Raw genomic sequence first — 26,020 nt, forward strand, 5'->3', positions numbered from 1 at the left:
ATCAGACCTGCGCTTCCCGGTTCTCGGACCGCTCCGCAGTCGTGTTCTCGGACCGCTCCGCAGTCGTGTTCTCGGACCGCTCCGCGGCCTCGCGTTCGGCCTTCTGACGGGCCAGGTTCTCCTCCACCTCGTGCTGCCAGGCCTCGTTGGCCTTGGTGGTGTCGACCTCGAACTCGAAACGCTGCGTCATCTTGTCGGTGACGTCGGCGACGTCGACGTAGAACTGGTCGTACCAGCGTCGCAGCTGATAGACCGGACCGTCTTCGTCGCAGAGCAGGGGGTTGTCGATCTTGGTCTTGTTCTTCCAGATCTCGACGTCCTGCAGGAAGCCCTCGGCGATGCCCTCGGTGAACTTCGCGGCCAGCTTGTCGGCTGTTTCGTCGTCGATGCCGGTCGGCTTCTTGACGGTCACGCCGTACTGGAGCATGAACGAATTGTTCGTCACCGGATAGTGGCAGTTGATGAGGACGCTCTCGACCTCGTACCCGCCGTAGCTGTTCCACAGCGGATTGATCATGTAGGACGGCCCGTAGTACGCGGCCTCGGAGCGCAGCAGCGATTCCATGCCGTACTGCGTCGCCATCCCGACGTCCGGGCGACCCTTCGTGTTGAGGTACTGCGTCGCGATGTGGCCTTCGAAGACGTTCTTGAAGTACGTCGGGAACGCGTAATGGATGTAGAAGAAGTGCGCCATGTCGACCACGTTGTCGATGATCTCGCGGCAGTTGGACCCTTCGATCAGCATGGAGTTCCAGGTCCAGTCGGTCCACTCGTCGCTGTAGGCGCCCTCGATGCGGGGGATGGTCACGTTCTCGGGCGGGGGATTGCCCTCCGGGTCGTTCCAGACGAACAGCTGACCGTTCTGCTCGAGGGTGAGCCATGCCCGGGTGCGGGCGATCGGGGGAACCCGGCGGGCGTAGGGAATGCTGGTGCACTTGCCGTTGCCGCCCCAGCGCCAGTCGTGGAACGGGCAGGCCACGGAATCGCCCTTCACGGTGCCCTGCGACAGGTCGCCGCCCATGTGCCGGCAATACGCGTCCAGAACCTTCAGTTCGCCCTTGCTGTCGGCGAAGACGACGAGTTTGGTGCCGAATGCCTCGATCGAATGCGGTTTGCCGTCCTTGAACGTCTTGGTCAAACCGAGGCAGTGCCAACCACGCGCGAAGCGGGTCTGGACCGTGCCCACATCGATCTCGCGAATCTGCGCCATTGTGCCCTCACATCCCTTCATGCTGTTAGTAGAACACGTTATAGAACTTCGACACGATCCGCCAGATTTTCGGGGGCTTTCTTCCAGACCCGGGCCGTCAAACAGCACCTTTGCCGGTACCTCGACATAAATGGGAACGTGTTCTAGTCTCAGAAGATAAGTGAACCATCGAACGAGACAGGAGCGTCCTGTGGGTGACCATGACAGTCACGAGGTGATGCAGCGGCTCGACGCACTACTGCCGACGCTGCGAGAGCGTGCGCAGGAGACCGAGGATCTACGTCGTATTCCCGACGATTCCATGAAGGCGCTCCAGGAGACCGGATTCTTCCGGTTGCTCCAGCCCGAACAGTGGGGTGGTTACCAGGCGGATCCGGTGCTGTTCTACTCCGCGGTGCGGAAGATCGCGAGCGCTTGCGGTTCCACCGGGTGGGTCTCGTCGATCATCGGTGTCCACAACTGGCACCTCGCCCTGTTCTCGCAACAGGCTCAGGAAGACGTGTGGGGCAACGACACCGACGTCCGCATCTCGTCCTCGTACGCGCCGATGGGCGCCGGGCAGGTCGTCGACGGCGGATACACGGTCAACGGCGCCTGGGCCTGGTCGTCCGGCTGTGATCACGCCAGCTGGGCGGTGCTCGGCGGACCCGTCATCAAGGACGGACGCCCCGTCGACTTCGTCAGCTTCCTGATCCCGCGCGAGGACTACCGAATCGACGACGTGTGGAATGTCGTGGGACTTCGCGGAACCGGCAGCAACACCGTGGTGGTCGAGGACGTGTTCGTTCCGACGCACCGCGTCCTCAGCTTCAAGGCGATGAGCAACCTCACCGCTCCCGGGCTCGAGCGCAACACCGCACCCGTCTACAAGATGCCCTGGGGAACAATTCATCCCACCACCATCTCCGCGCCGATCGTCGGGATGGCCTACGGCGCCTACGACGCGCACGTCGAACATCAGGGCAAGCGGGTCCGCGCCGCGTTCGCCGGTGAGAAAGCGAAGGACGACCCGTTCGCCAAGGTCCGCATCGCCGAGGCCTCGAGCGACATCGACGCCGCCTGGCGCCAGCTGTCCGGAAACGTCGCCGACGAATACGCACTGCTCGTCGCGGGTGAGGAAGTCCCATTCGAGCTGCGGCTGCGGGCACGCCGCGACCAGGTGCGCGCCACGGGCCGCGCCATTTCGTCCATCGACAAACTGTTCGAGAGCTCGGGTGCCACCGCGCTGGCCAACGGCACGCCGCTGCAGCGTTTCTGGCGGGACGCGCACGCCGGACGCGTCCACGCGGCCAACGATCCCGAGCGCGCCTACGTCATGTACGGCACAGGCGAATTCGGTCTGCCCATCACCGACACGATGGTCTAGGAGAACACGTGACGACTACCGAAGAGGCCCTCACGTTCGAGTCCACCTCGAAGTTCGCCCAGGTCCGGCCCCACCTGAAGTTGCACTACCACGAGGCCGGAGTCGGCAACGACACCACGATCGTGCTGCTGCACGGCGGCGGGCCGGGCGCTTCGTCGTGGTCGAACTTCGCCAGGAACATCCCGGTTCTCGCCGAGAAGTTCCACGTGCTCGCAGTCGATCAGCCGGGATACGGGTTGTCGGACAAGCCGACCGAGCACCCGCAGTACTTCGTGCACAGTGCGTCCGCGTTGAAGGATCTGCTCGACACCCTCGGCGTCGGCGGGCGTGTCCACCTGCTCGGCAACTCCCTCGGTGGCGGTGCCGCAGTGCGTTTCGCGCTGGACTACCCGGACCGCGCGGGCCGGCTGGTGCTCATGGGCCCGGGCGGACTGAGCGTCAACCTGTTCGCCCCGGACCCGACCGAGGGCGTCAAGAACCTCGGAAAATTCGGCTACCAACCCACTCGCGAGAATCTCGAGGCGTTCCTGCGCATCATGGTGTTCGACCAGAAGTTGATCACCGACGAACTGATCGACGAACGTTTCGCCGCCGCGAGCACACCCGAGTCGCTCGCGGCCGCCAAGGCGATGGGAAAGTCGTTCTCCTCGGCCGATTTCGAGCTGGGAATGCTGTGGCGCGACGCATACAAGCTGCGCCAGCGCGTGCTGCTGATCTGGGGTCGCGAAGACCGGGTCAACCCGCTCGACGGGGCGCTGGTGGCGCTGAAGATGATTCCGCGGGCACAGTTGCACGTCTTCGGCGGGTGCGGACACTGGGCGCAGCTGGAGAAGTTCGACGAGTTCAATCGTCTGGCCACCGATTTCCTTCTGGACGGGGGTAAGTGATGAGTATTCGTTCACTGGCGTACATGCGCATCGAGGCCACCGACATGTCCGCGTGGCGCGAGTACGGTCTCAAGGTGCTCGGCATGGTCGAGGGCAAGGGCTCCGACCCGGACGCCCTGTATCTGCGGATGGACGACTTCCCGGCGCGCCTCGTGATCTTCCCCGGGGAGCACGACCGGCTGTCGGTGTCGGGCTGGGAGACGGCCAATGCCGCGGAGCTGCAGGAGGTCCGCGACAACCTGTCGGCGGCAGGCGTCGCGTTCAAGGAGGGGACGGCCGAACAACTGCAGGACCGCAGGGTCGACGAGCTGATCACGTTCGAGGACCCGTCGGGCAACACGCTCGAGGCGTTTCACGGCGCGGCGCTGGAGCACCGGCGCGTGGTCAGCCCGTATGGGCACAAGTTCGTCACCGGTGAGCAGGGCCTCGGGCACGTCGTCCTCTCGACCACGGACGACGAGGCGTCGCTGCGCTTCTACCGCGACGTTCTCGGCTTCCGCCTGCGCGATTCGATGCGGCTGCCCCCGCAATTGGTCGGGCGGCCCGCGGACGGTAAGCCGGCGTGGTTGCGGTTCTTCGGCTGCAACCCGCGGCATCACAGTCTCGCGTTCCTGCCGATGCCGACGCCGAGCGGCATCGTGCACCTGATGATCGAGGTCGAGAACTCCGACGATGTCGGATTGTGCCTCGACCGCGCGCTCCGCAAGAAGGTCAAGATGTCGGCCACGCTCGGCCGTCACGTCAACGACCTGATGCTGTCGTTCTACATGAAGACCCCCGGCGGGTTCGACATCGAATTCGGTTGCGAGGGACGTCAGGTGGAGGACGAGAGCTGGATCGCGAGGGAGAGCACGGCCGTCAGCCTGTGGGGTCACGACTTCAGCGTCGGGATGCAGCCGTGAGTGAGGTGACCGGGGACGGGGCCGTCGCGGCCGAGGCGATCGATCCGCGACGGTTCCGGACGGTGCTCGGCCAGTTCTGCACCGGCGTCACCATCATCACGACGATCGACGACGGCGTGCCCGTGGGGTTCGCGTGCCAGTCGTTCGCCGCGCTGTCGCTCGAACCCCCGCTCGTGCTGTTCTGCCCGACCAAGACGTCGCGGTCGTGGGCGGCTATCGAGCGCAGTGGCATCTTCTGCGTCAACGTGCTCGCGGAAGAACAACAGTCGACGTGCGCCCGCTTCGGTTCCCGCGACCCGGACAAGTTCGCCGGGATCGACTGGACGGAGTCGCCGCTGGGCTCACCGATCCTCACCGGTTCGCTGGCCCACATCGATTGCTCGCTCGAGAGCGTGCACGACGGCGGCGACCACTGGGTCGCGTTCGGCCGGGTCTCCTCCCTGAGCGAGATCAGGGAGGAGCGACCGCTGCTGTTCTACCGCGGGCAGTACACCGGCATCGAACCGGACAAGACGGTGCCTGCGCCGTGGCGCGACGACCTCGAGGCGTTCCTCACGACGTCGTCGGAAGACACCTGGCTCTAGCTCCTAGACGGCGACGCCGATGTACTTCGTCTCGAGGAATTCGTCGATGCCGGTGGTTCCGCCTTCGCGCCCGAGTCCGGATTCCTTCACGCCGCCGAACGGCGCGGCCGGATTCGACACCACACCCTGGTTGAGGCCGACCATGCCCGACTCCAGCGCCTCGCACACGCGGATGCCGCGCTTGAGGCTGTCGGTGTACACGTAGGCCACCAGCCCGTACGGGGTGTCGTTGGCCCGCTCGACGGCCTCGGCCTCGGTCTCGAACGTGCTGATCGCGGCCACCGGACCGAAGATCTCGTTGTGGCACATCTCCGCGTCGTCGGGCACACCAGTCAGGACTGTCGCCGGGTAGAAGTTGCCCGGGCGGTCGAGTGCCTCGCCGCCGGTGAGCACCGAGGCGCCGCGTTCGACCGCGTCCGCGACGAGACTGCTCACCTTCGCGACGGCCGCCTCGTCGATCAGCGGTCCGACCACGACGCCGTCCTCCGTGCCGCGCCCAACGGGCAGGGCCTCCATCCGCTGTGTGAGTTTGCGTGTGAATTCTTCGGCGACCGAACTGTGCACGAGGATTCGGTTGGCAGCTGTGCAGGCCTGGCCGATGTTGCGCATCTTCGCCGCCATGGCCCCGTCGACGGCGTCGTCGAGATTCGCGTCGTCGAAGACGAGGAACGGCGCGTTGCCGCCGAGTTCCATGGATGTGCGCATGACCGTGCGCGCGCACAGTTCGAGCAGATGTTTCCCGACCTTGGTGGAACCGGTGAACGACAGCTTGCGGGCCCTGCCGTCGAGGATGAGGGGAGTGATGACCTCGTCGGGGCTGGACGTGGTGACGACGTTGACGACGCCGTCCGGCAGCCCGGCCTCGGTGAGGATGTCGGCGAGCGCCAGGATCGACAGCGGCGTCTGGGCCGCCGGCTTGATGACGGACGTGCACCCGGCGGCGATCGCGGGCCCGATCTTCCGGGTGCCCATCGCCATCGGGAAGTTCCACGGGGTGATGAGCAGGCTCGGCCCCACGGGCTGACGGGTCACGAGAAACCGCGACCCGCCGCCGGGCGCCGTCATGTAGCCGCCGTCGATGCGGACGGCCTCCTCCGCGAACCAGCGGAAGAACTCTGCGGCGTAGGCGATTTCACCCCGAGCCTCGGTGAGGGGCTTGCCCATCTCGAGCGTCATGACCAGCGCGAGCCGGTCGACGTTCTCGAGCAGAAGTCGGTGTGCGTTCATGAGGATGGTGCTGCGTTCGCGGGGTGTCGTGGCCGCCCACGACGGTTGCGCCGCCACCGCCGCGTCGAGCGCCTCGCGGGCCTCCGCGGCGTCGGCGTCGGCGACCGTGCACAGGATCTGTCCGTTGGACGGGTCGTGGACCGGCATGGTGCGGGCGCTGTCGCGCCACTTGCCGCCGATGAACAGGCCGGTCTGCACCGATGCGATTGCTGCTTCCTCGAGCATGATTTTTCCCCATTCTCCGTTGCCGAAGGGACGCTCCCCATGTTATACAGATTGTCAACAATCTGACAATGCACTTGCCGACATCCGCCGGCATCTACGCGTGGGAGGGTTCTCGTGACTCGGCTATCTCCACTGCTCGCACAGGCCACACCCGTGACGGTCGATCACGGTGAAGGGTGCTACCTCTACGGCACCGACGGCAGGCGCTATCTCGACTTCACCGCGGGCATCGGCGTCACCAGTACCGGGCACTGCCACCCGCACGTCGTGGAGGCCGCGCGTAGGCAGATCGGCTCCCTGATCCACGGCCAGTACACGACGGTCATGCACCAGCCGATGCTCGAACTGGTCGATCGGCTGGGGTCGGTGCTGCCCGCGGGGCTCGACTCGCTGTTCTTCGCGAACTCGGGGAGCGAGGCCGTCGAGGCGTCGCTGCGACTGTCGCGGCAGGCGACCGGCCGCCCCAACGTGATCGTCTTCCACGGCGGATTCCACGGACGCACGGTCGCGACGGCGACGATGACCACGTCCGGCACCCGGTTCTCGGCCGGCTTCAGCCCGCTGATGGGCGGTGTGCACGTGGCACCGTTCCCCAACGCCTACCGCTACGGCTGGTCCGAGGAGGAGGCGACCGCGTTCGCGCTGAAGGAACTCGACTACATCTTCGCGACGCTCACCGCCCCGAACGAGACGGCGGCGTTCGTCGTCGAGCCCGTCCTCGGCGAGGGCGGATACGTGCCCGGCAACACCGCGTTCTTCCAGGGGCTCCGCGAGCGCGCCGACCGCTACGGCATCCTGCTCGTCATCGACGAGATCCAGACCGGTTTCGGCCGCACCGGCAAGTTCTTCGGGCACCAGCACTTCGACGTCCGGCCCGACATCATCACCATCGCCAAGGGTCTGGCCAGCGGCTTCCCGCTGTCGGGCATCGCGGCGTCCGAGGCGCTCATGGCCAAGGGCTGGCCGGGGTCGCAGGGGGGAACGTACGGCGGCAACGCCGTGTCCTGCGCGGCCGCGGTCGCGACGCTCGAGGTGATCGAGAAGGAAGACCTCGTGGCCAACGCCGCCGCGCGAGGAGTCCAGTTGCTCGACGGTGCCCGCGCCCGCGCCATCGACGGGATCGGCGACGTCCGTGGTCTCGGACTGCTCGTGGGAAGCGAGTTCACGGCCGCCGACGGCAGCGCGGACCGCACGAAAGCGTCTGCGGCGCAGCAGCTGGCCGCGAAGAAGGGGCTGCTGCTGTTGACCTGCGGCGCCCACATGAACGTGGTACGGATGATTCCACCGCTCATCGTGACGGCGGAACAGATCGAGGACGCCCTGAAGATCTGGTCCGAAGTACTCGACGAAGTGTGACAAGCACCCGTGAGTACTTATTAACCGCGGGCGGTTAAGAAGTACTCACGGGCTCCGAAGGAGGAATCGTGGCTCGCTACATCACCATCAGCCTGGACAAGCGCGGCGTGACCTGCCGTGCCCGGCTTCTCGACGAGGACGCACCACTCACGTGCGACGCGGTGTGGAACGTGCTCCCGCAGAGCGGCGACGCGTACCACGCCAAGTACGCGCGCAACGAGGTATACACGCTGATCCCGCGGATCACCGCGGCGCCGCGGCGGGAAAATCCCACCGTCACACCGATTCCCGGCGACGTCTGCCTGTTCGACTTCGAGCCCTGGGAGATCGGCAACTCCGCCTACGGGTACGAGCCGGGCTCCGAGGCGCACGCCGCGCAGGGCGCCACCGACCTCGCGATCTTCTACGGCCGCAACAACCTCCTGCTCAACGGCGACGTCGGCTGGGTGCCGGGCAACGTGTTCGCCGCCATCGAGGAGGGACTGCCGGAACTGGCGGCCGCGTGCAACGACCTGTGGATGCGCGGCGTCGAAGGCGAGACGATGAGCTTCGCGCGAGCCTGACGTCGGGACCGGTCCAGCGTGTGCGCGATGGCCCTCGACGGGCGCCGGATCGTCCACCACCATCGGACGCTATGAAGCTGGACATCTATCAGATCGACGCATTCGCCGCCGGACCCTTCGAGGGCAACCCGGCGGCGGTCATGCCGCTGACCGACTGGCTGGACGATTCGGTGCTTCAGCAACTCGCCGAAGAAAACAACCTGTCCGAGACGGCGTTCTACACCGCCGGGCTTCCCGCGGACGCGGGGCCCCACGACCCGGAACATCCGGCGTATCACCTGCGGTGGTTCACCCCTGCCGTCGAGGTGGACCTGTGCGGTCATGCCACCCTCGCGACCGCCGCGCAGATCTTCGAGGACGTACACCCGGACGCCGACCGCATCCAGTTCTGGACGCGCAGCGGTTGGCTGCACGTCGACCGTGGACCGGACGCGACGCTGGTGATGAATTTCCCGGCCGAGCCGCCGGTGCCGACCGCGGCCGATCCCCGGATCGTCGCGGCACTCGGCATTCCGGTGCGGGAGTGCCTGAAGGCAACCGACCTCGTGTTCGTCGCCGAATCCGAACACGACATCGCGTCGATGGCACCCGACTTCGCCGTTTTCAGCCCGCTGAAGGTGCGCGGAATCGTCGTCACCGCGGCATCCGACGTCGAGGGACTCGACTTCGTGTCGCGATGGTTCGGCGCCGCGGCCGGCGTGCAGGAGGATCCGGTAACGGGGTCCGCGCACTCGCAGATCGCACCGTACTGGGCTGACGTCCTGGGCCGAAACAGCCTTGTCGGACGCCAACTGTCGGCGCGGGGAGGAACCGTTCACTGCGAGGTGCGCGGCGACCGCGTCCACCTGTCCGGGGCGTATCGGCGGTACCTCCGGGGCACCGTCGAGTTCTAGCGCTAGCTGAAGACCTCCGAATACAGCGTCTCGATCTGGCCGGCGGTGGGGACGACCGGATTGTTGCCGGGCGATCCGGACGCCAGCGCCTGCTCTGCCATCAACGGAATGAGGCCGTCCCAGGCGTCGCGGTCGATCCCGTAGGCGAGCGGCGTCGGAACCTTCAGGTCGTGACACAGCGTGCTCAGGGTCTCGACGAGGAACTGCGCGGCGACGGAATCGCCTGCCGATTCGGGTGCAGCGCCGAACGCTCGCGCGCAGTCGGCGTAGCGGCTCTCCGCTCCGTTCACGGAGAACGCCGTGATCGCGGGAAGCAACATGGCATTCGACAGTCCGTGTGCGACATGAAAATGCGCACCGATCGGCCTGCTCATCCCGTGCACCAGCGCCACGCTCGAGTTGGAGAACGCCATACCGGCCTGCATGGACGCGACCATCATCGCTTCTCTCGCGGTGCGGTCTTCACCGTCGGCGTACGCGGTGCCGATGTGCTTGCCGATGGTGCGGATCGCGGACAGCGCGAGTCCGTCGGTGAACGGCTGGGCCTTCTTGCTGACGTACGCCTCGATGGCGTGGGTGAGCGCATCGATTCCGGTGTCGGCGGTCAACCGCGGCGGCATCGACATCGTGAGTTCGAAATCCACGATCGCGGCGATCGGCAGGAAGGAGAGTCCCGGACACAGCATCTTCTCGTCGGAAGCGCTGTCACTGATGACGGTGAATTGCGTCGCCTCCGAGCCGCTTCCGGCGGTGGTCGGTATCGCGATGATCGGCAGCGCCTTCCCGGCGTACACGTGAGGTGCCTTGTACGACCGCATCTCGCCGCCGTTCGCGGACAGCACTGCCAATGCCTTCGCGGTGTCCATCGGACTACCGCCGCCGAACCCGATCACCGAATCCGCGTTGTGCTCGGCGACGATCCTCAGCCCCTCCTCCAGAGAATCGGTGGTGGGGTCGGGCACGGTGCCGGAGAACAGTGCCGGCTCCTTGCCCGCGGACCTGAGGAGGCTCATGATCCGGTCGGCCGCGCCGGTGCCGGTCAGATAGGAGTCGGTGACGAGAACCGGTCTCTGCAAGCCAAGTTGGTCGACAACCGAGCCGATCTCGTCGACTGCTCCGGCCCCGATCCTGGCGAAACGGGGGAGTGAGAGGTGTGCGGTCATGGGAGAGGTTCCTTAGTTGTTCTGGGGGAATCCGAGGTTGAGGCCGCCGTGGCTGGGGTCGAGCCAGCGGGTGGTGACGACCTTGCCGCGGGTGAAGAAGTGGACGCCTTCGGTGCCGTGGGCGTGGGTGTCGCCGAACAGGGAGTTCTTCCAGCCACCGAAGGAGTAGTACGCCATCGGGACGGGGATGGGGACGTTGATGCCGACCATGCCGACCTCGACCTCGTTCTGGAATCGTCGGGCGGCGCCGCCGTCGTTGGTGAAGATGGCGGTGCCGTTGCCGAACGGGCTGGAGTTCACCAGTTCCAGGGCGTCGTCGTAGGACCCGACGCGGATGACGGAGAGGACGGGTCCGAAGATTTCGTCGGTGTAGACGGACATGTCGGTGGTGACGTGGTCGATCAGGGTCGGGCCGAGCCAGAACCCGTCCTTGCCGCCATTGGCCTGCACGGTGCGCCCGTCGACGACGATGGTGGCGCCGTCGTTTTCGCCGGCGTCGATGTAGGAGGCGACCTTGTCGCGGTGCACCTTGGTCACGAGCGGTCCCATGTCGGAGTCCTGGGTGCCGTCGCCGATCTTGAGGGTGTCGGTGCGGTCCTTGATCTTGGCGACGAGTTCGTCGGCGATGTCGCCGACCGCGACCAGGGCACTGATGGCCATGCAGCGTTCCCCGGCGGAGCCGAAGCCGGCGTTGACCATGGCGTCGGCGGCCAGGTCCAGGTCGGCGTCGGGGAGGACGATGGCGTGGTTCTTCGCCCCGCCGAGGGCCTGGACGCGCTTGCCGTGGGCGGTGCCGGTGGCGTAGACGTACTGGGCGATGGGGGTGGAGCCGACGAAGCTGATGGCCTTGATGGCGGGGTTGGTGAGGAGTTCGTCGACGGCGGTCTTGTCGCCCTGCAGGACGTTGAACACGCCGGCGGGCAGGCCGGCTTCGGCCCAGAGTTCGGCCATCCAGATCGCGGCGGTCGGGTCCTTCTCCGACGGCTTCAACACGACGGTGTTGCCGGCGGCGATGGCGATGGGGAAGAACCACATCGGGACCATGGCGGGGAAGTTGAACGGGGAGATGATCCCGACCGGGCCGACGGGTTGGCGGAGGGAGGAGACGTCGATGTTGGTGGAGGCGTTCTCGGTCATGCCGCCCTTGAGCAGGTGCGCGATGCCGCAGGCGAATTCGACGACCTCCTGGCCGCGGCTCACCTCACCGAGTGCGTCGGAGACGACCTTGCCGTGCTCGGCGGTGATGATTTCGGCGAGTTCGCCCTTGCGGGCGTTGAGCAGTTCCCGGAACGTGAAGATCACCTGGGTGCGCTTGGCGAGGGAGGTGTCGCGCCAGGCGGGGAACGCGGCGGCGGCGGCGTCGATGACGGCGCGGGCGTCCTCGACGCTGGCCAGGGCGACCTGACCGGTGACGGCACCGGTCGCCGGATTCGTCACCGGAGCGGTATCGGCACGCGTTCCGGGGTAGGACTTGTTGTTGAGCCAATGCGAGATAACGGCCATGGGGTTCACTCCTGGGAAAGGTGGGGTGCCCACGAGTCTGCTGGGCAACAATGCCTGCGTCAACGAGTAAAATGGCACTTCGGACTGCACTTTTGCACGAGGATGAGAGCGATGTTCACCGCAGACAACATGCGTTACCTCCTGGAGTTGTCGAGAACCGGCCGCCTCGCCGATGCGGCGAAGCGACTCGGTGTCGATCACACGACCGTCTCGCGGAGAATCACCCGGCTCGAGAAGGACACGGGCACGAGACTTTTCGATCGTGGCGTGTCGGGGTGGCAGCTCACCGAGGCGGGCCGGCGACTGGTTCCCCACGCGGAGGCGGTGGAATCCGCGGTGCTCGCCGCTCTCGACGAAACGTCGTCCCTGGGCGGGCTGACGGGCACCGTCCGGATCATCACTCCGGACGGTTTCGGGTCGTTCGTGCTGGTGCCGGGGTTGGCCGCACTGCGGTCCGAGCACCCCGACCTGTTCACCGAACTCGTCACGTCCACCACCCACGACCTGCTGACCGGGCGCGACTTCGACATCGCGGTCACCCTCGAGCGTCCGTCGCCGCGGTCCGTGGTGGTCCGCAAACTGGCCGACTACGACCTTCGTCTGTACGCGTCGCGGCGCTACCTGGACGCACACGACCCCATCACGTCACTCGAGGATCTCCGGCACCACACGCTCATCTGGTACGTGGATGCGTTCCTGGACGTCGAGCCGCTGCGGATCCTCGACGCGCTGATTCCCGACTTCCAGGCCCAGATCCAGACCAACAACATCGCGGGCCACTACCAGGCCGTGAAGCACGGAGTCGGGATCGCGCCGCTGCCGAGCTACATCGGGGCGCTGGACGAGGATCTGGTGCCGGTTCTCCGCGACGACTTCATCGCCCACCGCACCTACTGGCTGGTGGTACCGCGGGAACTGACGCGACTCGCGCGGGTGAAGGCGATCACCGAGGCGCTCTACTCCATCGTCGACGGCAATCCCGAACTGCGAGGTGCAGCAGGGTAACTTACCGGTCCGCAGTGACGGGTCCGGCGCTCTCGCGGACGACGAGCTCGGTGGGGAGTGTGATTTCCCGTCCCGCTCCGCCACCGATGATGTCGAGCAGCAGTTGCGCGGCCTCGCGGCCCTTGTCGACGAGTGGTTGCCGGACCGTCGTGAGTCCGGCGGCCCGGGCCGCGGGAATGTCGTCGAAACCGACCACCGACAGATCCTGCGGCACCCGGAGACCACGTTCGTGTGCGACGTCGATGGCCGCGAGGGCCAGCAGGTCGGAGGCGGCGATGACGGCGGTCACGGGACCGGCATCGAGCAGCGTCTCGACGGCGGTGCGCGACAGTTCGTAGTCGAACCCGCCTGCTTCGACGACCACGGTGGACGACCACGGCACCGTGTATTTGCGGCAGGCGGACGCGTATCCGGCGAGGCGTTCCTTCATCACGTGGTCTCGTGCGGCCCGGGTGCGGGCGGCGTCGACGGGCCCACCCTTGCCGTCGGGGACGAGCCGGTCGACGAGAAACCCGACACGCCGGTGCCCGAGCGACAGAACGTGCTCCGCGATCTCCTTGGCGGCCTGCCGATCCCGGATTCCGACCCGCGGCAGTCCGCCAGGGTTGGGGCCGTCGATCACGACTATCGGCAGCCGGCGGCTCATCGCCGTCTGCATTCCGGGATGGCCGTCCGGCATCGCATACGCGAGGAAGCCGTCCACCGCGCCCCGCACGAGCACGCCGGAACCCTCGGCCACCCGGGTCGACTCGAGTGGGCAGGGCAGCAGCGTCAGCGCGACCTCGGCGAGTTCACCGACCTCCGATATGCCTTTGAGCAACTGCGAGGTGGCCGGGTCGTCGAATGCGTAGCGCAACGAGTCGGTGATCATCAGCCCCAGCGCACCGACCTGCCCTGTGCGGAGATTGCGTCCCGCGGGGTTGGGGCCGGCATACCCGAGTTCCGCGGCCACCTGGAATATGTGGGCGCGCCGCGCTGCCGACAGTTTGTGGGGCTGGTTGTACGCGTACGAGACCGCGGCCTGGGACACGCCTGCGGCTCGGGCGACGTCGTGCATCGTGGTCACGAATGCCGATCCTCTCCGTCGCACGGTTACCGAGCCCAGCTTATCGGCCGGACCGTGCGCGTCCCCCGGGTGTCAGCTCGCTCTGGCGACAACGGTGTCATCGTCGTCCTCACCCCGGTCGAGGAGAACGAGTTTGCTCATGACGTTGCGTGCCGCCACCTGTTGATCGGTGACGGTCATCTGTCCCCGCCACGACCCGACGAAGGTCCACGTCCACGACATGAGCGTGGACAGCCGGCTCCGGAACCCGACGACGTAGACGACGTGGACGGCCAGCCACAGGATCCACGCCAACAGTCCCGCGAGTTCGATACCCCCGACTTTCACGACCGCGTGGAACCTCGAGATCGTGGCCATCGCCCCCTTGTCCCGGTATTGGAAGGGAACGCGGTCGGGTGACGAGTCACGTCCTCGGGCGCCGGCCGCGATCTGCTTTGCCGCGTAGCGGCCACCCTGGATCGCGACCTGCGCCATCCCGGGAAGGCGGTCGCGCGCCATCATGTCTCCGATCACGAATACCTCGGGGTGTCCCGGCACCGTCAGGTCCTCGTGTACGGCGATCCGCCCGGCGCGGTCGAGTTCGGCCCCCGACTGCTCGGCCAGCTGCCTGGCCAGCGGGCTGGCTTCCACGCCCGCCGACCACACCTTGCACGCGGATTCGATGCGGACGGTCTCGCCTCGCCCGTCCTTGATCGTCACGCCGTCCGCGTCGACGTCGGTGACGGCCGCCCCGAGCCGCACCTCGACACCGATCTTCTCGAGGCGTTCGGCGGCGGTGGACCCGAGCCGGTCGCCGAACGGCGGCAACACCGCGGACGCGGCGTCGAGCAGGACGATCCGGGCGTCGCGGGTGTCGATGTTCCGGTACGCGCCGACGAGGGTTCGGTGGGCCAGTTCCGCTATCTGACCGGCCATCTCCACCCCGGTGGGTCCTGCGCCGACCACCACGAACGTCAGGAGGCGGGCCCGCTCCTCGGGGTCGGTGGACAGCTCGGCGCGTTCGAACGCGCCCAGGATCCGGCCGCGGAGTTCGAGTGCGTCGTCGATGGTCTTCATGCCGGGGGCGTGTTCGGCGAAGTGGTCGTTACCGAAGTACGACTGCCGGGCTCCGGCCGAGACGATCAGACTGTCGTACTCGGTGGTGGTGGTGGTTCTGCCCTGGTGGGTCGAGGTGATCCTGCGCGCGGTCAGGTCGATGTCGGTGACGTCCCCCAGCATCACCGAGGCGTTCGACTGCTTCTTCAGCACCATCCGCGTCGACGGTGCGATTTCTCCCTCGGACAGGATTCCGGTCGCCACCTGGTACAGCAGCGGCTGGAACAGGTGGTGGCTGGTGCGGTCGACGACGAGCACGTCGACGTCGGCGCGGCGCAACGCCTTCGCGGCGAACAGGCCGCCGAATCCGGAACCGATGATCACCACGCGATGACGTGCCTCGGTGCGGGCAGGAGTATTCATCACACGCTCTTCCCGGATCGCGCCTATCGCCATCCGCAGTACTGGTAGGGGTGAAGCGTGCCGCCCGACACACGGGGTGTCGGGCGGCACGATGGACACGACGCACCGGAGACTCGAATGTCGGTTCAGGACCCGGCGTGCCGCGAGATCACCTGCGGGACCGGCGACGCCGTTGTCAGCTGCCCTGGGTGCGGGTGATCAGATCGGTGAGGTAGGTGTAGCTCTTCTTCGCGGCGTCGAGGCCACCGCACTCGACCGACAGGACGACGTCGTGGTCGGCCTTATCCAGTGTGTTGACGATCCGTTCCCAGTCGATGACGCCGTCGCCGCAGGCGCAGCCGAGCATGCCGCGGACCTTGCCGCGCAGCCGCTTCGCGTCCTCGATCCCGATGTCCTTGGCGTGCAGGTGCGTGACGCCGCCGATGATCTGCTCGAGCCACTCGTGCGGGTCGTTCTCACTGAGATAGCTGTTGCCGGTATCGAGGTTGATCGTCAATGCCGGGCTGTCGATCAGCGTCGTGATCTTCTCGAGCCGCTCCGGGGTCGCGGTGTACTCGCCGTGCGTTTCGATCGCAATCTTGATGCCGCGCGGTTCGGCCACCTTCGCCGCCTCCTGAAGTGTGTACCGCATCAGCATGTAGTTCTCCGCCTCGGTGGTCCACGTCGGCAGCGGCCCGTCGTCGACCATGATCATCGGCGAACCGACCTCGGCCGCGTAGCGGATCGACTGCTTGAGATAGTCGACGCTCACGTCCGGCTTGGCCAGCGGCGCATGACTGGACAGCGAGGAGATGTTCAGCCCGCGTGATTCGGCGGCGTCCCGCATGATGAGCGGGTCGTCGAGCATCGACCGGGTGTGGAAGTACCCGGCCGTGCTCAGCAACTCGCGGCCCCAGTAGACCATCGGCTCCACGTACTTGTAGCCGATCTCCGCGGCCTGGTCCATGGCCCAGTCGAACGACCCGTTCTCGAATCGGGCGAACTCCAGGTTCAGGCCGAGCTTGATCTCTCCCATGCCGGTCTCCGATCAGAATCCGCGTTGCGCGACGTAGTCGTCACGGACCTCGCCGTGGTAGGCGGGAACGGTGATGTCCCACCAGCCGGTCGGGTGCATCTCGGTCCACGGCAGCTCGTGGGCGCTCATCGCCTCGATGATCACCGGGCCCGGCGTCGCGAAGGCGCGCTCGATCGCGTCGGCCAGCTTCTCCGGGTCCTCGACGCGCTCGGCGCTGCAGCCGAGTGACTGGGCGAACCGGGTGATGTCGGCGAAATACGGTGTCCCGTCGAGGTTCTTCCACCCGGAGATGATTTCGCGTTCTTCGCCGAACAGGCTGATCTGGAGGTCCTTGATCGCTTCCCAGCCGCCGTTGTTGAGCACGACGATCACCAGCGGCACTCCGAGCATCGCGGCGGTCGCGATCTCGGTGCCGGTCTGGAGGAAGCTGCCGTCGCCGACCATCGCCAGGACCGGGGTGTCCGGGGCGCCGATCTGCGCGCCGATCGCGGCGGGCACACCGAATCCGATGCCGGAGAAGCCGCCGGCCACGATGTTGGTCTTCGGGCCGTAGATCGGGAACTCGTTGAACGCCTGGTTCGCGGGGTTCGACGAGTCGGTGACCAGAATGCCTTCGCGCGGAAGGGCCTTGCGGATCTCGACCATCGCCCGCGAGTTGGTCATCGGCAGGTAGTCGGTGGTCCGCATCGGCCGCAGGTGCTCTTCCCACTGCGCCTTGAGGTCCTGCAGTTCGGCGAAGTAGTCGGTGCTGCGGTAGTCGAGGGCAGGCCCGAGGTCGGCGAGCACGTCGCGCAGCGCGGCGAGGGACGTTTTCGCGTCGCCGACGACGCCGACCTCGACCGGGTAGTTGCGGCCGATCTCGAAACCGTCGATGTCGATCTGCACGAGCTTGGTGTTCGGGATGTCGAACGTGACGCCGGGGCGGTACGACGACGTGATGCGGTCGCTGAACCGGCAGCCGACGGCGAGGATCACGTCGGCGGTGCGCGTGACGCCGTTGCCGGGGATCGACCCCATGTCGCCGCACGGCCACGCGTAGAGGTCGTGGTCGGCGGGGAACGCGCCCTTGCCCTGGAACGAATGGGTCACCGGCGCGCCGAGGTGCTCGGCGACGGCCATCAGTTCGGCGGCGGCCTCGGCGTGGATGACGCCGCCACCGGCCACGATGACGGGACGTTTCGCACCGGCGAGCAGGCGTGCGGCCTCGGCGATCACGGCCGGGTCGCCGGTCGCGCGGGTGGCGGGACGGCGGGCACCGGTGTCGGGGGTGTAGTCGCCGTACTCGGCCTGCAGGTCCTGCGGGATGTCGACGAGCACGGGTCCGCGCCTGCCCTCGTGCATCGTGTTGAACGCCTGCGCGAGCGCCACCGGCAGCTGTTCGAGGCGGCTGGGCTGCCACCACCGCTTGACCACCGGCTCCACCATGCGGGGGAAGTTGTTGCCGTGCGGGCGGTCGATTTCCTGGAGCACCCCGCGGTTCTCCATGTAGGTGTGCACGGCGCCGGTGATCAGGAGCATCGGCATCGAGTCGGCGAACGCGGTCGCGAGCCCGGTGAGGGTGTTGGTCGCGCCCGGTCCGATGGAGGTACAGATCGCGGCGATCTTGCCGGACGCCCGGTAGTAGCCGTCGGCCATGTGGGCGGCGCCCTGTTCATGCATGGCCGGCACCAATTCGATCTCGTCGGCTCGGTCGACGAACGCGTCGAGGAGGGCGGTGTTGCCGTGTCCGGGGATCGCGAAGACCTTCTCGACTCCCTCGCGGATGAGGAAGTCGACGACCATCTGTCCGCCGGTGAGTTTCTGTGTTGTCATCGAAGAGGCTTTCTGGGTGTGGTGGGGGCGAAGCGTCACAGGGACGCGGACTGGGCCGGGGTGTCGTGGGAACGGGTCTTGCCGACTCGGTCGGCGATGCTCTCGGCGACGCGGAAGGCGTTGGCCGCGATGGACAGGGCAGGGTTCATCACGGGCAGGGACGGGAAGAACGACGAGTCGACGACGTACAGGTTGCCGACGTCGTGGGCGCGGCAGTCGGCGTCGAGCACGGAGGTCGCGGGGTCGGTTCCGGCCCGCACGGTGCCGGCCTGGTGGGAGTTGACCTCGATGCCGGTGCCCTGGCTGAAGACGAACGGATAGCCGATCTTCCGGAGGATCTTGCGCACCTCGCGGACGAGTACCTCGTGGGCGCGAGTGTTGTTGGGGGTCCACGCGATCTGGATGTTGCCGTCGTCGGTGAGGGTGACGCGGTTGTCCGGATCGGGCAGATCCTCGGTGAACAGCCACCAGTCCATGCTGCGGGCCGTGGCCTGGCTCAGCGCCCACTTGGGGATCAGCGGCCGTTGGCCCTTGATCATCTCGCCCTGCAACTTGCCGATGAGTTGCACGTGTCCCAGCGGGTAGGGGTGGTCGGCGGTGCCGTGCGTGTAGAAATCGTTGATGTACAACGTCTTCTGGAACTCGGACGTGTTCTTCTTCAGTGGGTTGACGCCCACCATGATGGAGTTGTTGTGCACCATGTAGTTTCGTCCGACCATACCGGAGGAGTTGGCGAGACCGTCCGGGTGTGCGGCGTTCGCCGACCGGAGCAGCAGCGCCGCGGAGTTGACGGCGCCACAGGACACCACCACGGTGCGTGCATCGACGACGAGTTCGGTGCCGCGGTGCCGGATCTGCACGCCGGTCGCCCGGTGCCCGGTCTCGTCGGTGAGCACGCGCTCGGCGTACGCGTTGGTCAGCAGTTCCACCGAGCCCGACGCGATGGCAGGCCGGACGCAGCACACATCCGCGTCCGACTTCGCCAGCACCCGGCAGGGGAACCCGTCGCAGGTCCGACATCGGATACATCCTCCGCCGTCGCGCAGGTCGATGCCCAGTGGGATGTTCGACGGCGTGTACCCGAGGCGCCGCAGTGCGTCGGCCGCCTCCTGCACCGGTGGCTCGTGTCCGATCGCCGGGTAGGGGAACGGTTCGTCGCGGGGGAGCGTCGGGTCGTCGGTGTGATCGCCGTGGACCCGGTACACCTGTTCTGCCCGTGCGTAATACGGGGCGAAGTCGTCGTACGAGAAGGGCCACTCGGGAGATTCGCCGGCCTCGTGTTGCGTCGACTGGAAGTCTTCACGCCGGAACCGCACCAGCGACGAGCCGTACAGCTTCGTGTTCCCGCCGACGTAGTAGTACGTGCCGGGGCTGAACGGCCTGCCCTCGGTGTCGTACCACTGCTCGGCGTTCGCATACCGGTGACCTTCGAAGACTTCCTGCGGGTCCCAGTTCTGCTTCTCCTGCGGCAGGAAGTCGCCGCGCTCGATCAGAAGCACATCGACTCCCGAGTCCGCGAGCGCGTAGGCGAGCGTTCCGCCGCCCATTCCGCTGCCGACGACGACGACGTCGTAGCTGTGTTTGCTCGGGCCTGTGGGCTCCCCCACGGATGCGTCTCTCATGGGTCCTGCTCCTCGGTCGTAGAGAGTGGTGTCACGGATCTGCCGGGCGGGTCGACGCGAACCGGCAGTCGGTGAATGGTTATACGTATAACTAGAGGTTAGCGGCAGTGTCGGGGATGTCAACCCCGCACGAGCAACTCATCCCGGCGGGGGATGAGCTGCCCGCGGCCGTCAGGGCACGAGCGGTCGAGTGAGGTTCTCCGGCCGCAGCACGTCGTCGAGTTGCTCGCGGCTGAGCAGACCCCGCTCGAGCACGAGCGCGGCGACGGTGCGCCCGGTCGCGAGTGCGTCGGCGGCGATCGCGGTGGCCGCGGTGTACCCGATGTGCGGGTTGAGGGCCGTGACCACGCCGATGGACGCGTCCACCATGTTCTTCAGATGGTCGATGTTCGCGCCGATACCGACCACGCAGCGTTCACGCAGGACGGTGCATCCACGAGTGAGCAGTTCGATCGTCTCGAACAGGCTGTGCGCGATCACCGGCTCGAAGGCATTGAGCTGAAGCTGCCCACCCTCGGCCGCCATCGTCACCGTCAGGTCGTTGCCGACCACCCGGAAGGCGATCTGGTTCACCACCTCCGGGATCACCGGGTTCACCTTGCCCGGCATGATTGACGATCCTGCCTGCACGGGCGGCAACGTGATCTCACCGAAACCGGCACGCGGGCCCGACGACAGGAGCCGAAGGTCGTTGCAGATCTTGGACAGCTTCACCGCGGTACGTTTGAGCACCCCGGACAGCTGGACGAACGCCCCGACGTCCTGCGTGGCTTCGATCAGGTCGGACGCCGTCGTCACCTCGATCCCGGTGATCGCGGCAAGATGTTCGCGCACCCGCCACGCGTACTCGTGGTGCGCGTTGAGACCGGTCCCGATCGCCGTTCCGCCCAGATTGATCTCGGAGATGAGCGTCGCCGCCTCCCCGAGCCGCTGGGAATCCTCGTCGATCATGAGAGCGAACGTCGCGATCTCCTGGCCCAGGGTCATCGGAACCGCATCCTGCAACTGGGTGCGGCCGACCTTGAGGACGTCGGAGAACTCCGTCGACTTCACCGCGAACTCCGCCGCCAAGTCCCGCATGGCCGCCCGCAGCCTGGTCAGGGCGGTTTGCAGGCCGGCCTTGATCGCGGTGGGGTAGACGTCGTTCGTGCTCTGGCTCATGTTCACGTGCTCGAGCGGATGGAGATACTCGTAGCGACCGCGCCGGTGACCGAGCAATTCCAGAGCCCGGTTGGCCACCACCTCGTTCGCGTTCATGTTCGTCGACGTGCCTGCACCGCCCTGGATGACGTCCACGACGAACTGGTCGCGCAGGGCGCCGGCCCGGATCTCCTCGCAGGCCGCCACGATGGCGTCCGCCTCGCGCCGCGGCAACAGGCCGAGGCCCGCGTTGGTCTGCGCCGCAGCCTGCTTGACGGACGCCAGCGCCGACACGAGGTCGGGATGGCTGGCCAGCGGAATGCCGGTGATCGGGAAGTTCTCCGTCGCCCGCAAAGTGTGGATGCCGTAGTAGGCGTCCTCGGGGACCTCGCGGTCGCCGAGGAGGTCGTGTTCGGTGCGGGTCATCGTTCCGACGTCACCCGGGTCGGGATGTCGCCCCACGGGAGCGGGGCGTTGCCGAACTTGGCGGCGCGAAGGTCGCCGGAGCGGGCGTGCCCCTCGAACTTCTCCAGCCGCGACAGGCGGCCGCACACCTCGCCGAGTTTCGCGCTGCTGCCGAGATCGCGCACCTCCTGGTAGGTGAGCGTCTTGAGGAACTTGCCCACCCACAGACCGCCCGTGTAGCGGGCCGCACCGAGCGTCGGGAGAACGTGGTTGGTTCCGATCAGCTTGTCGCCGTAGGGAACACACGTGCCTTCGCCGAGGAACAGGGCGCCGTAGTTCCGCATGGAGGTCAGGGCCTGACGGGGGTCCTCGGTGAGGATCTGGACGTGCTCCGACGCGAAGACGTCGGCGAGCCGGTACGCCTCGTCGAGCGTGTCCACCACGTGGATCTGACCGTGATCACGCCACGCGGGGCCGGCGATGGCGTTGGTGACCAGGCCGGGGAGCAGGGCGTCGATATGGTCGATCACCGCCCGTCCCACGGACTCCGACGTGGTGATCAGCACGCACGGCGAATCGGGGCCGTGCTCGGCCTGGCTCAGCAGGTCGACGGCGATGGTGAACGGGTCGGCCAGGTCGTCGGCGACGATGAGCGTTTCGGTCGGCCCGGCGAAGAGGTCGATCCCGACCTCGCCGAACAGTTGGCGCTTCGCCTCGGCCACGTAGGCGTTGCCGGGGCCGGTGAGGATGGACACCGGGTCGATGGTCTCGGTGCCCAGCGCGAGTGCGGCGACCGCCTGTACTCCGCCGAGAACGAAGATCTCGTCGGCGCCGGCGAGGTACATCGCCGCGACACTGATCTGCGGCGGCTCGCCGGCATTCGGGGGCGTCGTCGCGGCGACGCGTTCGACACCTGCGACCTTCGCGGTGAGCACCGTCATGTGTGCGGACGCGGTCAGTGGGTAGCGCCCGCCGGGTACGTAGGCGGCGGCCGCGTCGATCGGGACGTTGCGGTGCCCGAGGAACACCCCCGGCAGGGTCTCGACCTCGAGGTCCTGGATGGAGTCCCGCTGCGCCTGGGCGAAGTCGCGGATCTGGCGCTGCGCGAATCGCAGATCGTCGAGGACGGTCTCGGGAACGGACTTCACGATCTCCGCCACCCTGTCCTCACTCAGCCGGAACGATTCGGGGGACCAGCCGTCGAACTTCTCGGAGTACTTCCGGACGGCCTCGTCGCCGTTCGCGCGGACATCGGCGATGACGGCGGCGACGGTGTCGACCACGGCGGGGTTGCTCGCCCGCTGCGCTGGTTCACCGACGGCGGCCTTGAGAACGAATGACATGGGATGCTTCCTTCGGATGAGCGAGGGGCTGGATCTGTTGCCACTCAGCATCGCGGTGCCACACACGTTTCCGACAGTTGCATTGTGGGAACTATTTGCGTCGGTTCATGCACGTTCTGTGTACCATTGAGCATGGTCTTCACCGTCGCCGACGCTCTCGACATCGATCTCCTGAAAGACGCGGGAGCCCGTGTCCTGACCGGATCGGACAGCCTCGACCGTGAGGTCCGCTGGGTGCATTCGTCGGAGATCTCGGATATCGCCCGCTTCCTCCGGGGTGGAGAATTACTCCTGACCGCCGGGCTCGGAATGGGCAGCACGGACGCCCTTCAGCAGGTGTTCGTCCGCGCAGCCGCTCATGCCGGGGCCGCCGCTCTCGTCATCGAGGAGTCGGGACGGATGTTCGACCGCGTACCGGATGCGGTAGTCGCCGAAGGGCAGGCCTGCGGCCTGCCGATCATCGCCCTTGCCCGCGAGGTGTCGTTCGCCGGCGTCTCGTCGCAGGTGCACGAGATCCTGACCGACAAGCGCCTGCAGGCGCTCACCCACGAACGGGAAGTCGAGTCCACGTTCTCGAACCTGCTCCTGGACGGCGCCGACTACCTCTCCATCGTGCAGACGCTGGCCGAACTCACCGACGGCACGGTGGTACTCGAGAACATCGCACATCGCGTGATGGCGTACGTCGGCGAATTCGACGAAGAGGCCGGCATCGAGGACTGGGACCGGCACGCGCGGGGCCTCCACAGCGACGACAGTGGATGCGTCCGCAGGCCGGTGCTGATGCGCGGTCAGCCGTGGGGCTGGATTCACGTCTTCACCGACCGGCCCGCGACCGAACGGTCCACCGCGGGCTTCGCGACCGAGCGTGCCGCCGCGTCCGTCGCGATCTCGCTGCTGACCGACCGGAGCCGCGAAGCGAGGGACGATCAGCGGAGCACGGCACTGATCACGCGACTGCTGATCGGCGATCTCTCCGGCGCCGAATTCGTCGACCAGGCAGGAAGACTCGGGTACCAGCTGGGGTCGGGACAGATCGTCGTCGTCATCGCGAACAAGGATGCCCGCGACGACTCGTCCGGTCCGCGCGCCGGCCGTCAGATCGACACGGGTGCGATCAGCGCCGACATGGGCGACTACGTCGTGGCCGTGGCGGCGGAGTCCGGCCGGACCCGCGCCGAGCTCGCGGGCCTGCTCGGGACAATGGAGCACGGCGGCGGCATGAGCCGCACGGTGCCCGCATCGATGCTGCAGGTCGCGGTCACGCAGGCGAAGAGTGCCGCCGCGGTGTCGCGCTCCCTCCCTGCCTCACCCATGCTGCATTTCGACGACCTCGGCGTCGAACGTCTGCTCGTGACGTTGGCGCAGGGGCCCGAGCTCGCCAGCTTCGTCGAGGACGAGCTCGGCCCACTGCTCACGAAGGACGCGCAGTCCACGACCCCGCTTCTGCCGACACTGCGAGCATTCCTCGCCGTCGACGGCCGCAAGACCGAAGCGGCGGAGAAACTCTTCATCCAGCGCCGGACCTTGTACAACCGGCTCGACCGCATCGCCGCGATTCTGGGCAAGTCCCTGGACGACGCCGCCACCCGCCAAAGCCTGCTGCTCGCGGTGAAGGGGCTGGATCTGCTCGAAGGGTCGTCGGTCGTGGCTCGGCGGAGCTCGCGACCATGACACTGTCGCCGGGTTCTCATTCTGTGCAGTCTGCGCGCAGGAGGTACACGGTCTGTACCTGTTGTGCGGCGCGTCACCTTCGTAGTGTTTTCACCAAGATTCCGGCCATCCAGTCGGCGTTGATCGAAAGTTCACGCACTCGCTACTCGCTGAACGGACGCCTACCCCCGTAGGCGTCCGCGGCGGTCCGAGACCTACCGCAAGGACGAAATCATGGCAACACATGGAGCAGGCACCGCTCCCGTGCTCGACCATACACGCGTGCGTAAGGCGCGAATCGCGACATTCTTCGGCTTCTTCCAGCTGGGCGCCGTGATGTTGATGTGGTCGACGAGCACCACCTCGTTGCGTAGTCACCTCGGATGGGAAGGCGACGACGGCGACTCCCAGTTCGGCCTCCTCGCGCTGTCGATCGGCATCGGCGCCGCCGTCGGCTGCTTCGCCATCGGCCCCTTCATCGATCGGTACGGTCCGAGAAACACGGCCATGCCCACGATGGTCGTCTACCCCCTCTGTTACATCCCACTCGCGTTCCTCGACGGACTGGTCGGAGCGATGGTGATCGGCGTGCTCATCGGACTGCTCCGCGGTGCCTTCGACACGGCGTTCAACACCCACGGTGTGCAGGTCGAGCGGTACTACGGGCGACCCATCATGTCTGCGTTCCACGCCGCCTACCCGGCAGGTGGCTTCGTGCTCGGCCTGGTCGGCAGCGCTTTGGCCCGGCACTTCACCGACAGCCCGGCCGTCGCCTACATCTCGATCGGCGTGGTCCTGTCGGTACTCGGTGTCGTCTTCGGCAAATGGCTTCTGTCTCTCGACGAGTTGCTGCCTCCGGAACAGGACGAGATTCCGGGCGCCGCCGACCCCGCGCACCCGGGAAAGCGTTCGGCCACCACCGCGACGCTCCTCGTGATGATCGGATTCGGTGTGCTTCTGCTCGGATCGATGTTGAGCGAGGGCGCGGTCCTGGACTGGGGTCAGGAATTCGTTCGCCGCGCGGTCGGCACCACGGCAGGCCTGGCAGCGACGGCTGTCACGCTCTACTCGGGAGCTCAGTTCGTCGGCCGGTTGTTCGGCGACAAGCTGGCCGAGTACTTCGGTGCGCGACTCATCGTCGGTGCGAGCGGTGTCATCGGCGCCGCCGGTGCGCTTCTCGCGATGCTGGGCGGCTCGGCTCCGCTCGCCCTCACCGGCTTCGTGCTGCTGGGACTCGGCCTGGCGTGCATGGCGCCGCTCATGCTGTCGGCGGCCGGGCGACGCGATCCCGAGAACGCCGGGCGGAACATCGGACTGGTCAACGCAATCGGCTACGTGGGCATGCTCGTGGGGCCTGCCGCGATCACCGTCGTCGTCGACAACCTCGGTATCGAATGGATGCCGCTGCTGCCGGCCATCCTCCTCGCGCTGATCGCGATCGGCGGCCCCGCGCTGATGCGCCTGGTGCCGCGCTACCACAAGCCGTCGTCGGAGACGACCAGGCACGAGGTCGCGACCGGGTAGGTCTTGCTCTTCCGGTTCTGCGGTCCGGTACCTCTCCCGAGGTGCCGGACCGCCTTTCGTGTCATAAGCGGGTGATACGATTAACCATCCCCCGACAC

20 protein-coding genes and 1 pseudogene are annotated in these 26,020 nt (G+C 66.9%); 10 read left to right on the forward strand and 11 right to left on the reverse strand.

Annotation, left to right across the window (positions count from 1 at the left end; genetic code table 11):
• Position 1 precedes the first annotated feature (1 nt).
• Entirely contained in the window at positions 2-1,210 is a 1,209-nt protein-coding gene (locus PSR88_RS23125; RefSeq protein WP_016884082.1) for a Rieske 2Fe-2S domain-containing protein, read from the reverse strand.
• Positions 1,211-1,400: 190 nt separating this feature from the next.
• Between PSR88_RS23125 and hsaA the strand changes: the two genes are divergently transcribed.
• Genes hsaA through hsaB form a run of 4 tightly spaced genes read left to right on the forward strand, consistent with a single transcriptional unit; the run spans position 1,401 to position 4,949 of the window.
• The gene (gene hsaA, locus PSR88_RS23130) at positions 1,401-2,576 is read left to right on the forward strand and encodes a 3-hydroxy-9,10-secoandrosta-1,3,5(10)-triene-9,17-dione monooxygenase oxygenase subunit (RefSeq protein ID WP_005244809.1); all 1,176 of its coding nucleotides are present in this window, start codon (positions 1,401-1,403) and stop codon (positions 2,574-2,576) included.
• Positions 2,577-2,584: 8 nt separating this feature from the next.
• Positions 2,585-3,463, forward strand: coding sequence for a 4,5:9,10-diseco-3-hydroxy-5,9,17-trioxoandrosta-1(10),2-diene-4-oate hydrolase (hsaD, locus tag PSR88_RS23135; protein WP_011596918.1), 879 nt, complete (start codon positions 2,585-2,587; stop codon positions 3,461-3,463).
• Positions 3,463-4,365, forward strand: a complete 903-nt coding sequence (gene hsaC, locus PSR88_RS23140) for an iron-dependent extradiol dioxygenase HsaC (RefSeq protein WP_011596919.1) — start codon at positions 3,463-3,465, stop codon at positions 4,363-4,365. The genes hsaD and hsaC overlap by 1 nt, the downstream gene beginning before the upstream one ends.
• Positions 4,362-4,949, forward strand: coding sequence for a 3-hydroxy-9,10-secoandrosta-1,3,5(10)-triene-9,17-dione monooxygenase reductase subunit (gene hsaB / locus PSR88_RS23145; protein ID WP_005244804.1), 588 nt, complete (start codon positions 4,362-4,364; stop codon positions 4,947-4,949). The genes hsaC and hsaB overlap by 4 nt, the downstream gene beginning before the upstream one ends.
• Before the next feature lie 3 nt (positions 4,950-4,952).
• Here the strand turns inward: hsaB and PSR88_RS23150 are convergent, their stop codons facing one another.
• Positions 4,953-6,401, reverse strand: coding sequence for an NAD-dependent succinate-semialdehyde dehydrogenase (locus PSR88_RS23150; protein ID WP_011596920.1), 1,449 nt, complete (start codon positions 6,399-6,401; stop codon positions 4,953-4,955).
• Between the two features lie 114 nt (positions 6,402-6,515).
• On the opposite strand from PSR88_RS23150, the gene PSR88_RS23155 reads away from it, so the two are divergent.
• From PSR88_RS23155 to PSR88_RS23165, 3 genes are all read left to right on the forward strand, one after another.
• Positions 6,516-7,757 (forward strand): aspartate aminotransferase family protein, encoded by a 1,242-nt coding sequence (locus tag PSR88_RS23155; protein WP_016884081.1) that lies wholly within the window; start codon positions 6,516-6,518, stop codon positions 7,755-7,757.
• Between the two features lie 68 nt (positions 7,758-7,825).
• Positions 7,826-8,320 (forward strand): DUF3830 family protein, encoded by a 495-nt coding sequence (locus PSR88_RS23160; protein WP_009477605.1) that lies wholly within the window; start codon positions 7,826-7,828, stop codon positions 8,318-8,320.
• A gap of 71 nt (positions 8,321-8,391) precedes the next feature.
• Complete coding sequence (locus PSR88_RS23165; protein WP_016884080.1) at positions 8,392-9,213, forward strand: PhzF family phenazine biosynthesis protein; 822 nt, start codon at positions 8,392-8,394, stop codon at positions 9,211-9,213.
• Positions 9,214-9,215: 2 nt separating this feature from the next.
• Here PSR88_RS23165 and PSR88_RS23170 read toward each other — a convergent pair whose 3' ends face one another.
• Both PSR88_RS23170 and PSR88_RS23175 read right to left on the reverse strand, forming a co-directional pair.
• Entirely contained in the window at positions 9,216-10,376 is a 1,161-nt protein-coding gene (locus tag PSR88_RS23170) for an iron-containing alcohol dehydrogenase (RefSeq protein ID WP_011596923.1), read from the reverse strand.
• A gap of 12 nt (positions 10,377-10,388) precedes the next feature.
• Positions 10,389-11,879, reverse strand: coding sequence for a CoA-acylating methylmalonate-semialdehyde dehydrogenase (locus PSR88_RS23175; protein WP_342338470.1), 1,491 nt, complete (start codon positions 11,877-11,879; stop codon positions 10,389-10,391).
• A gap of 111 nt (positions 11,880-11,990) precedes the next feature.
• Between PSR88_RS23175 and PSR88_RS23180 the strand changes: the two genes are divergently transcribed.
• On the forward strand, positions 11,991-12,884 hold the full coding sequence (locus tag PSR88_RS23180; protein WP_016884078.1) for a LysR family transcriptional regulator: 894 nt from the start codon (positions 11,991-11,993) through the stop codon (positions 12,882-12,884).
• A gap of 1 nt (position 12,885) precedes the next feature.
• Here PSR88_RS23180 and PSR88_RS23185 read toward each other — a convergent pair whose 3' ends face one another.
• From PSR88_RS23185 to hisD, 7 genes are all read right to left on the reverse strand, one after another.
• Entirely contained in the window at positions 12,886-13,950 is a 1,065-nt protein-coding gene (locus tag PSR88_RS23185) for a LacI family DNA-binding transcriptional regulator (RefSeq protein ID WP_009477610.1), read from the reverse strand.
• A 72-nt stretch (positions 13,951-14,022) separates the two neighbouring features.
• Positions 14,023-15,408, reverse strand: a complete 1,386-nt coding sequence (locus PSR88_RS23190; RefSeq protein ID WP_016884077.1) for an NAD(P)/FAD-dependent oxidoreductase — start codon at positions 15,406-15,408, stop codon at positions 14,023-14,025.
• A gap of 175 nt (positions 15,409-15,583) precedes the next feature.
• On the reverse strand, positions 15,584-16,423 hold the full coding sequence (locus PSR88_RS23195) for a sugar phosphate isomerase/epimerase family protein (RefSeq protein ID WP_016884076.1): 840 nt from the start codon (positions 16,421-16,423) through the stop codon (positions 15,584-15,586).
• 12 nt (positions 16,424-16,435) lie between these two features.
• A complete protein-coding gene (locus PSR88_RS23200; protein WP_009477613.1) occupies positions 16,436-18,235 on the reverse strand; it encodes a thiamine pyrophosphate-binding protein in 1,800 nt (599 codons plus the stop codon).
• 35 nt (positions 18,236-18,270) lie between these two features.
• Positions 18,271-19,857, reverse strand: a complete 1,587-nt coding sequence (locus PSR88_RS23205) for a GMC family oxidoreductase N-terminal domain-containing protein (RefSeq protein WP_016884075.1) — start codon at positions 19,855-19,857, stop codon at positions 18,271-18,273.
• A gap of 171 nt (positions 19,858-20,028) precedes the next feature.
• The gene (locus PSR88_RS23210) at positions 20,029-21,423 is read right to left on the reverse strand and encodes an aspartate ammonia-lyase (RefSeq protein WP_009477616.1); all 1,395 of its coding nucleotides are present in this window, start codon (positions 21,421-21,423) and stop codon (positions 20,029-20,031) included.
• Positions 21,420-22,745 (reverse strand): histidinol dehydrogenase, encoded by a 1,326-nt coding sequence (hisD, locus tag PSR88_RS23215; protein WP_016884074.1) that lies wholly within the window; start codon positions 22,743-22,745, stop codon positions 21,420-21,422. The genes PSR88_RS23210 and hisD overlap by 4 nt, the downstream gene beginning before the upstream one ends.
• Positions 22,746-22,877: 132 nt before the next feature.
• Between hisD and PSR88_RS23220 the strand changes: the two genes are divergently transcribed.
• Both PSR88_RS23220 and PSR88_RS23225 read left to right on the forward strand, forming a co-directional pair.
• Positions 22,878-24,419: a PucR family transcriptional regulator gene (locus PSR88_RS23220; RefSeq protein WP_029539624.1), complete on the forward strand. Its 1,542-nt coding sequence runs from the start codon at positions 22,878-22,880 to the stop codon at positions 24,417-24,419.
• Between the two features lie 186 nt (positions 24,420-24,605).
• Positions 24,606-25,922, forward strand: a pseudogene (locus PSR88_RS23225) (MFS transporter); the annotation flags it as partial.
• Positions 25,923-26,020 lie beyond the last annotated feature (98 nt).

This window comes from Rhodococcus sp. DK176, from assembly GCF_038447315.2.
GTDB classification, from domain to species: Bacteria; Actinomycetota; Actinomycetes; order Mycobacteriales; family Mycobacteriaceae; genus Rhodococcus_F; species Rhodococcus_F jostii_A.

Excerpts from the sequence above, each read along its gene's own strand:
- PSR88_RS23190 (WP_016884077.1), bottom strand. The coding sequence starts at position 15,408 with ATGAATACTCCTGCCCGCACCGAGGCACGTCATCGCGTGGTGATCATC.
- PSR88_RS23150 (WP_011596920.1), bottom strand. The coding sequence starts at position 6,401 with ATGCTCGAGGAAGCAGCAATCGCATCGGTGCAGACCGGCCTGTTCATC.
- PSR88_RS23175 (WP_342338470.1), bottom strand. The coding sequence starts at position 11,879 with ATGGCCGTTATCTCGCATTGGCTCAACAACAAGTCCTACCCCGGAACG.
- PSR88_RS23125 (WP_016884082.1), bottom strand. The coding sequence starts at position 1,210 with ATGGCGCAGATTCGCGAGATCGATGTGGGCACGGTCCAGACCCGCTTC.
- PSR88_RS23195 (WP_016884076.1), bottom strand. The coding sequence starts at position 16,423 with ATGGGAGAGATCAAGCTCGGCCTGAACCTGGAGTTCGCCCGATTCGAG.
- hisD (WP_016884074.1), bottom strand. The coding sequence starts at position 22,745 with ATGTCATTCGTTCTCAAGGCCGCCGTCGGTGAACCAGCGCAGCGGGCG.
- PSR88_RS23220 (WP_029539624.1), top strand. The coding sequence starts at position 22,878 with ATGGTCTTCACCGTCGCCGACGCTCTCGACATCGATCTCCTGAAAGAC.
- PSR88_RS23165 (WP_016884080.1), top strand. The coding sequence starts at position 8,392 with ATGAAGCTGGACATCTATCAGATCGACGCATTCGCCGCCGGACCCTTC.
- PSR88_RS23205 (WP_016884075.1), bottom strand. The coding sequence starts at position 19,857 with ATGAGAGACGCATCCGTGGGGGAGCCCACAGGCCCGAGCAAACACAGC.
- PSR88_RS23210 (WP_009477616.1), bottom strand. The coding sequence starts at position 21,423 with ATGACCCGCACCGAACACGACCTCCTCGGCGACCGCGAGGTCCCCGAG.
- PSR88_RS23170 (WP_011596923.1), bottom strand. The coding sequence starts at position 10,376 with ATGACCGCACACCTCTCACTCCCCCGTTTCGCCAGGATCGGGGCCGGA.
- PSR88_RS23200 (WP_009477613.1), bottom strand. The coding sequence starts at position 18,235 with ATGACAACACAGAAACTCACCGGCGGACAGATGGTCGTCGACTTCCTC.
- hsaC (WP_011596919.1), top strand. The coding sequence starts at position 3,463 with ATGAGTATTCGTTCACTGGCGTACATGCGCATCGAGGCCACCGACATG.
- PSR88_RS23180 (WP_016884078.1), top strand. The coding sequence starts at position 11,991 with ATGTTCACCGCAGACAACATGCGTTACCTCCTGGAGTTGTCGAGAACC.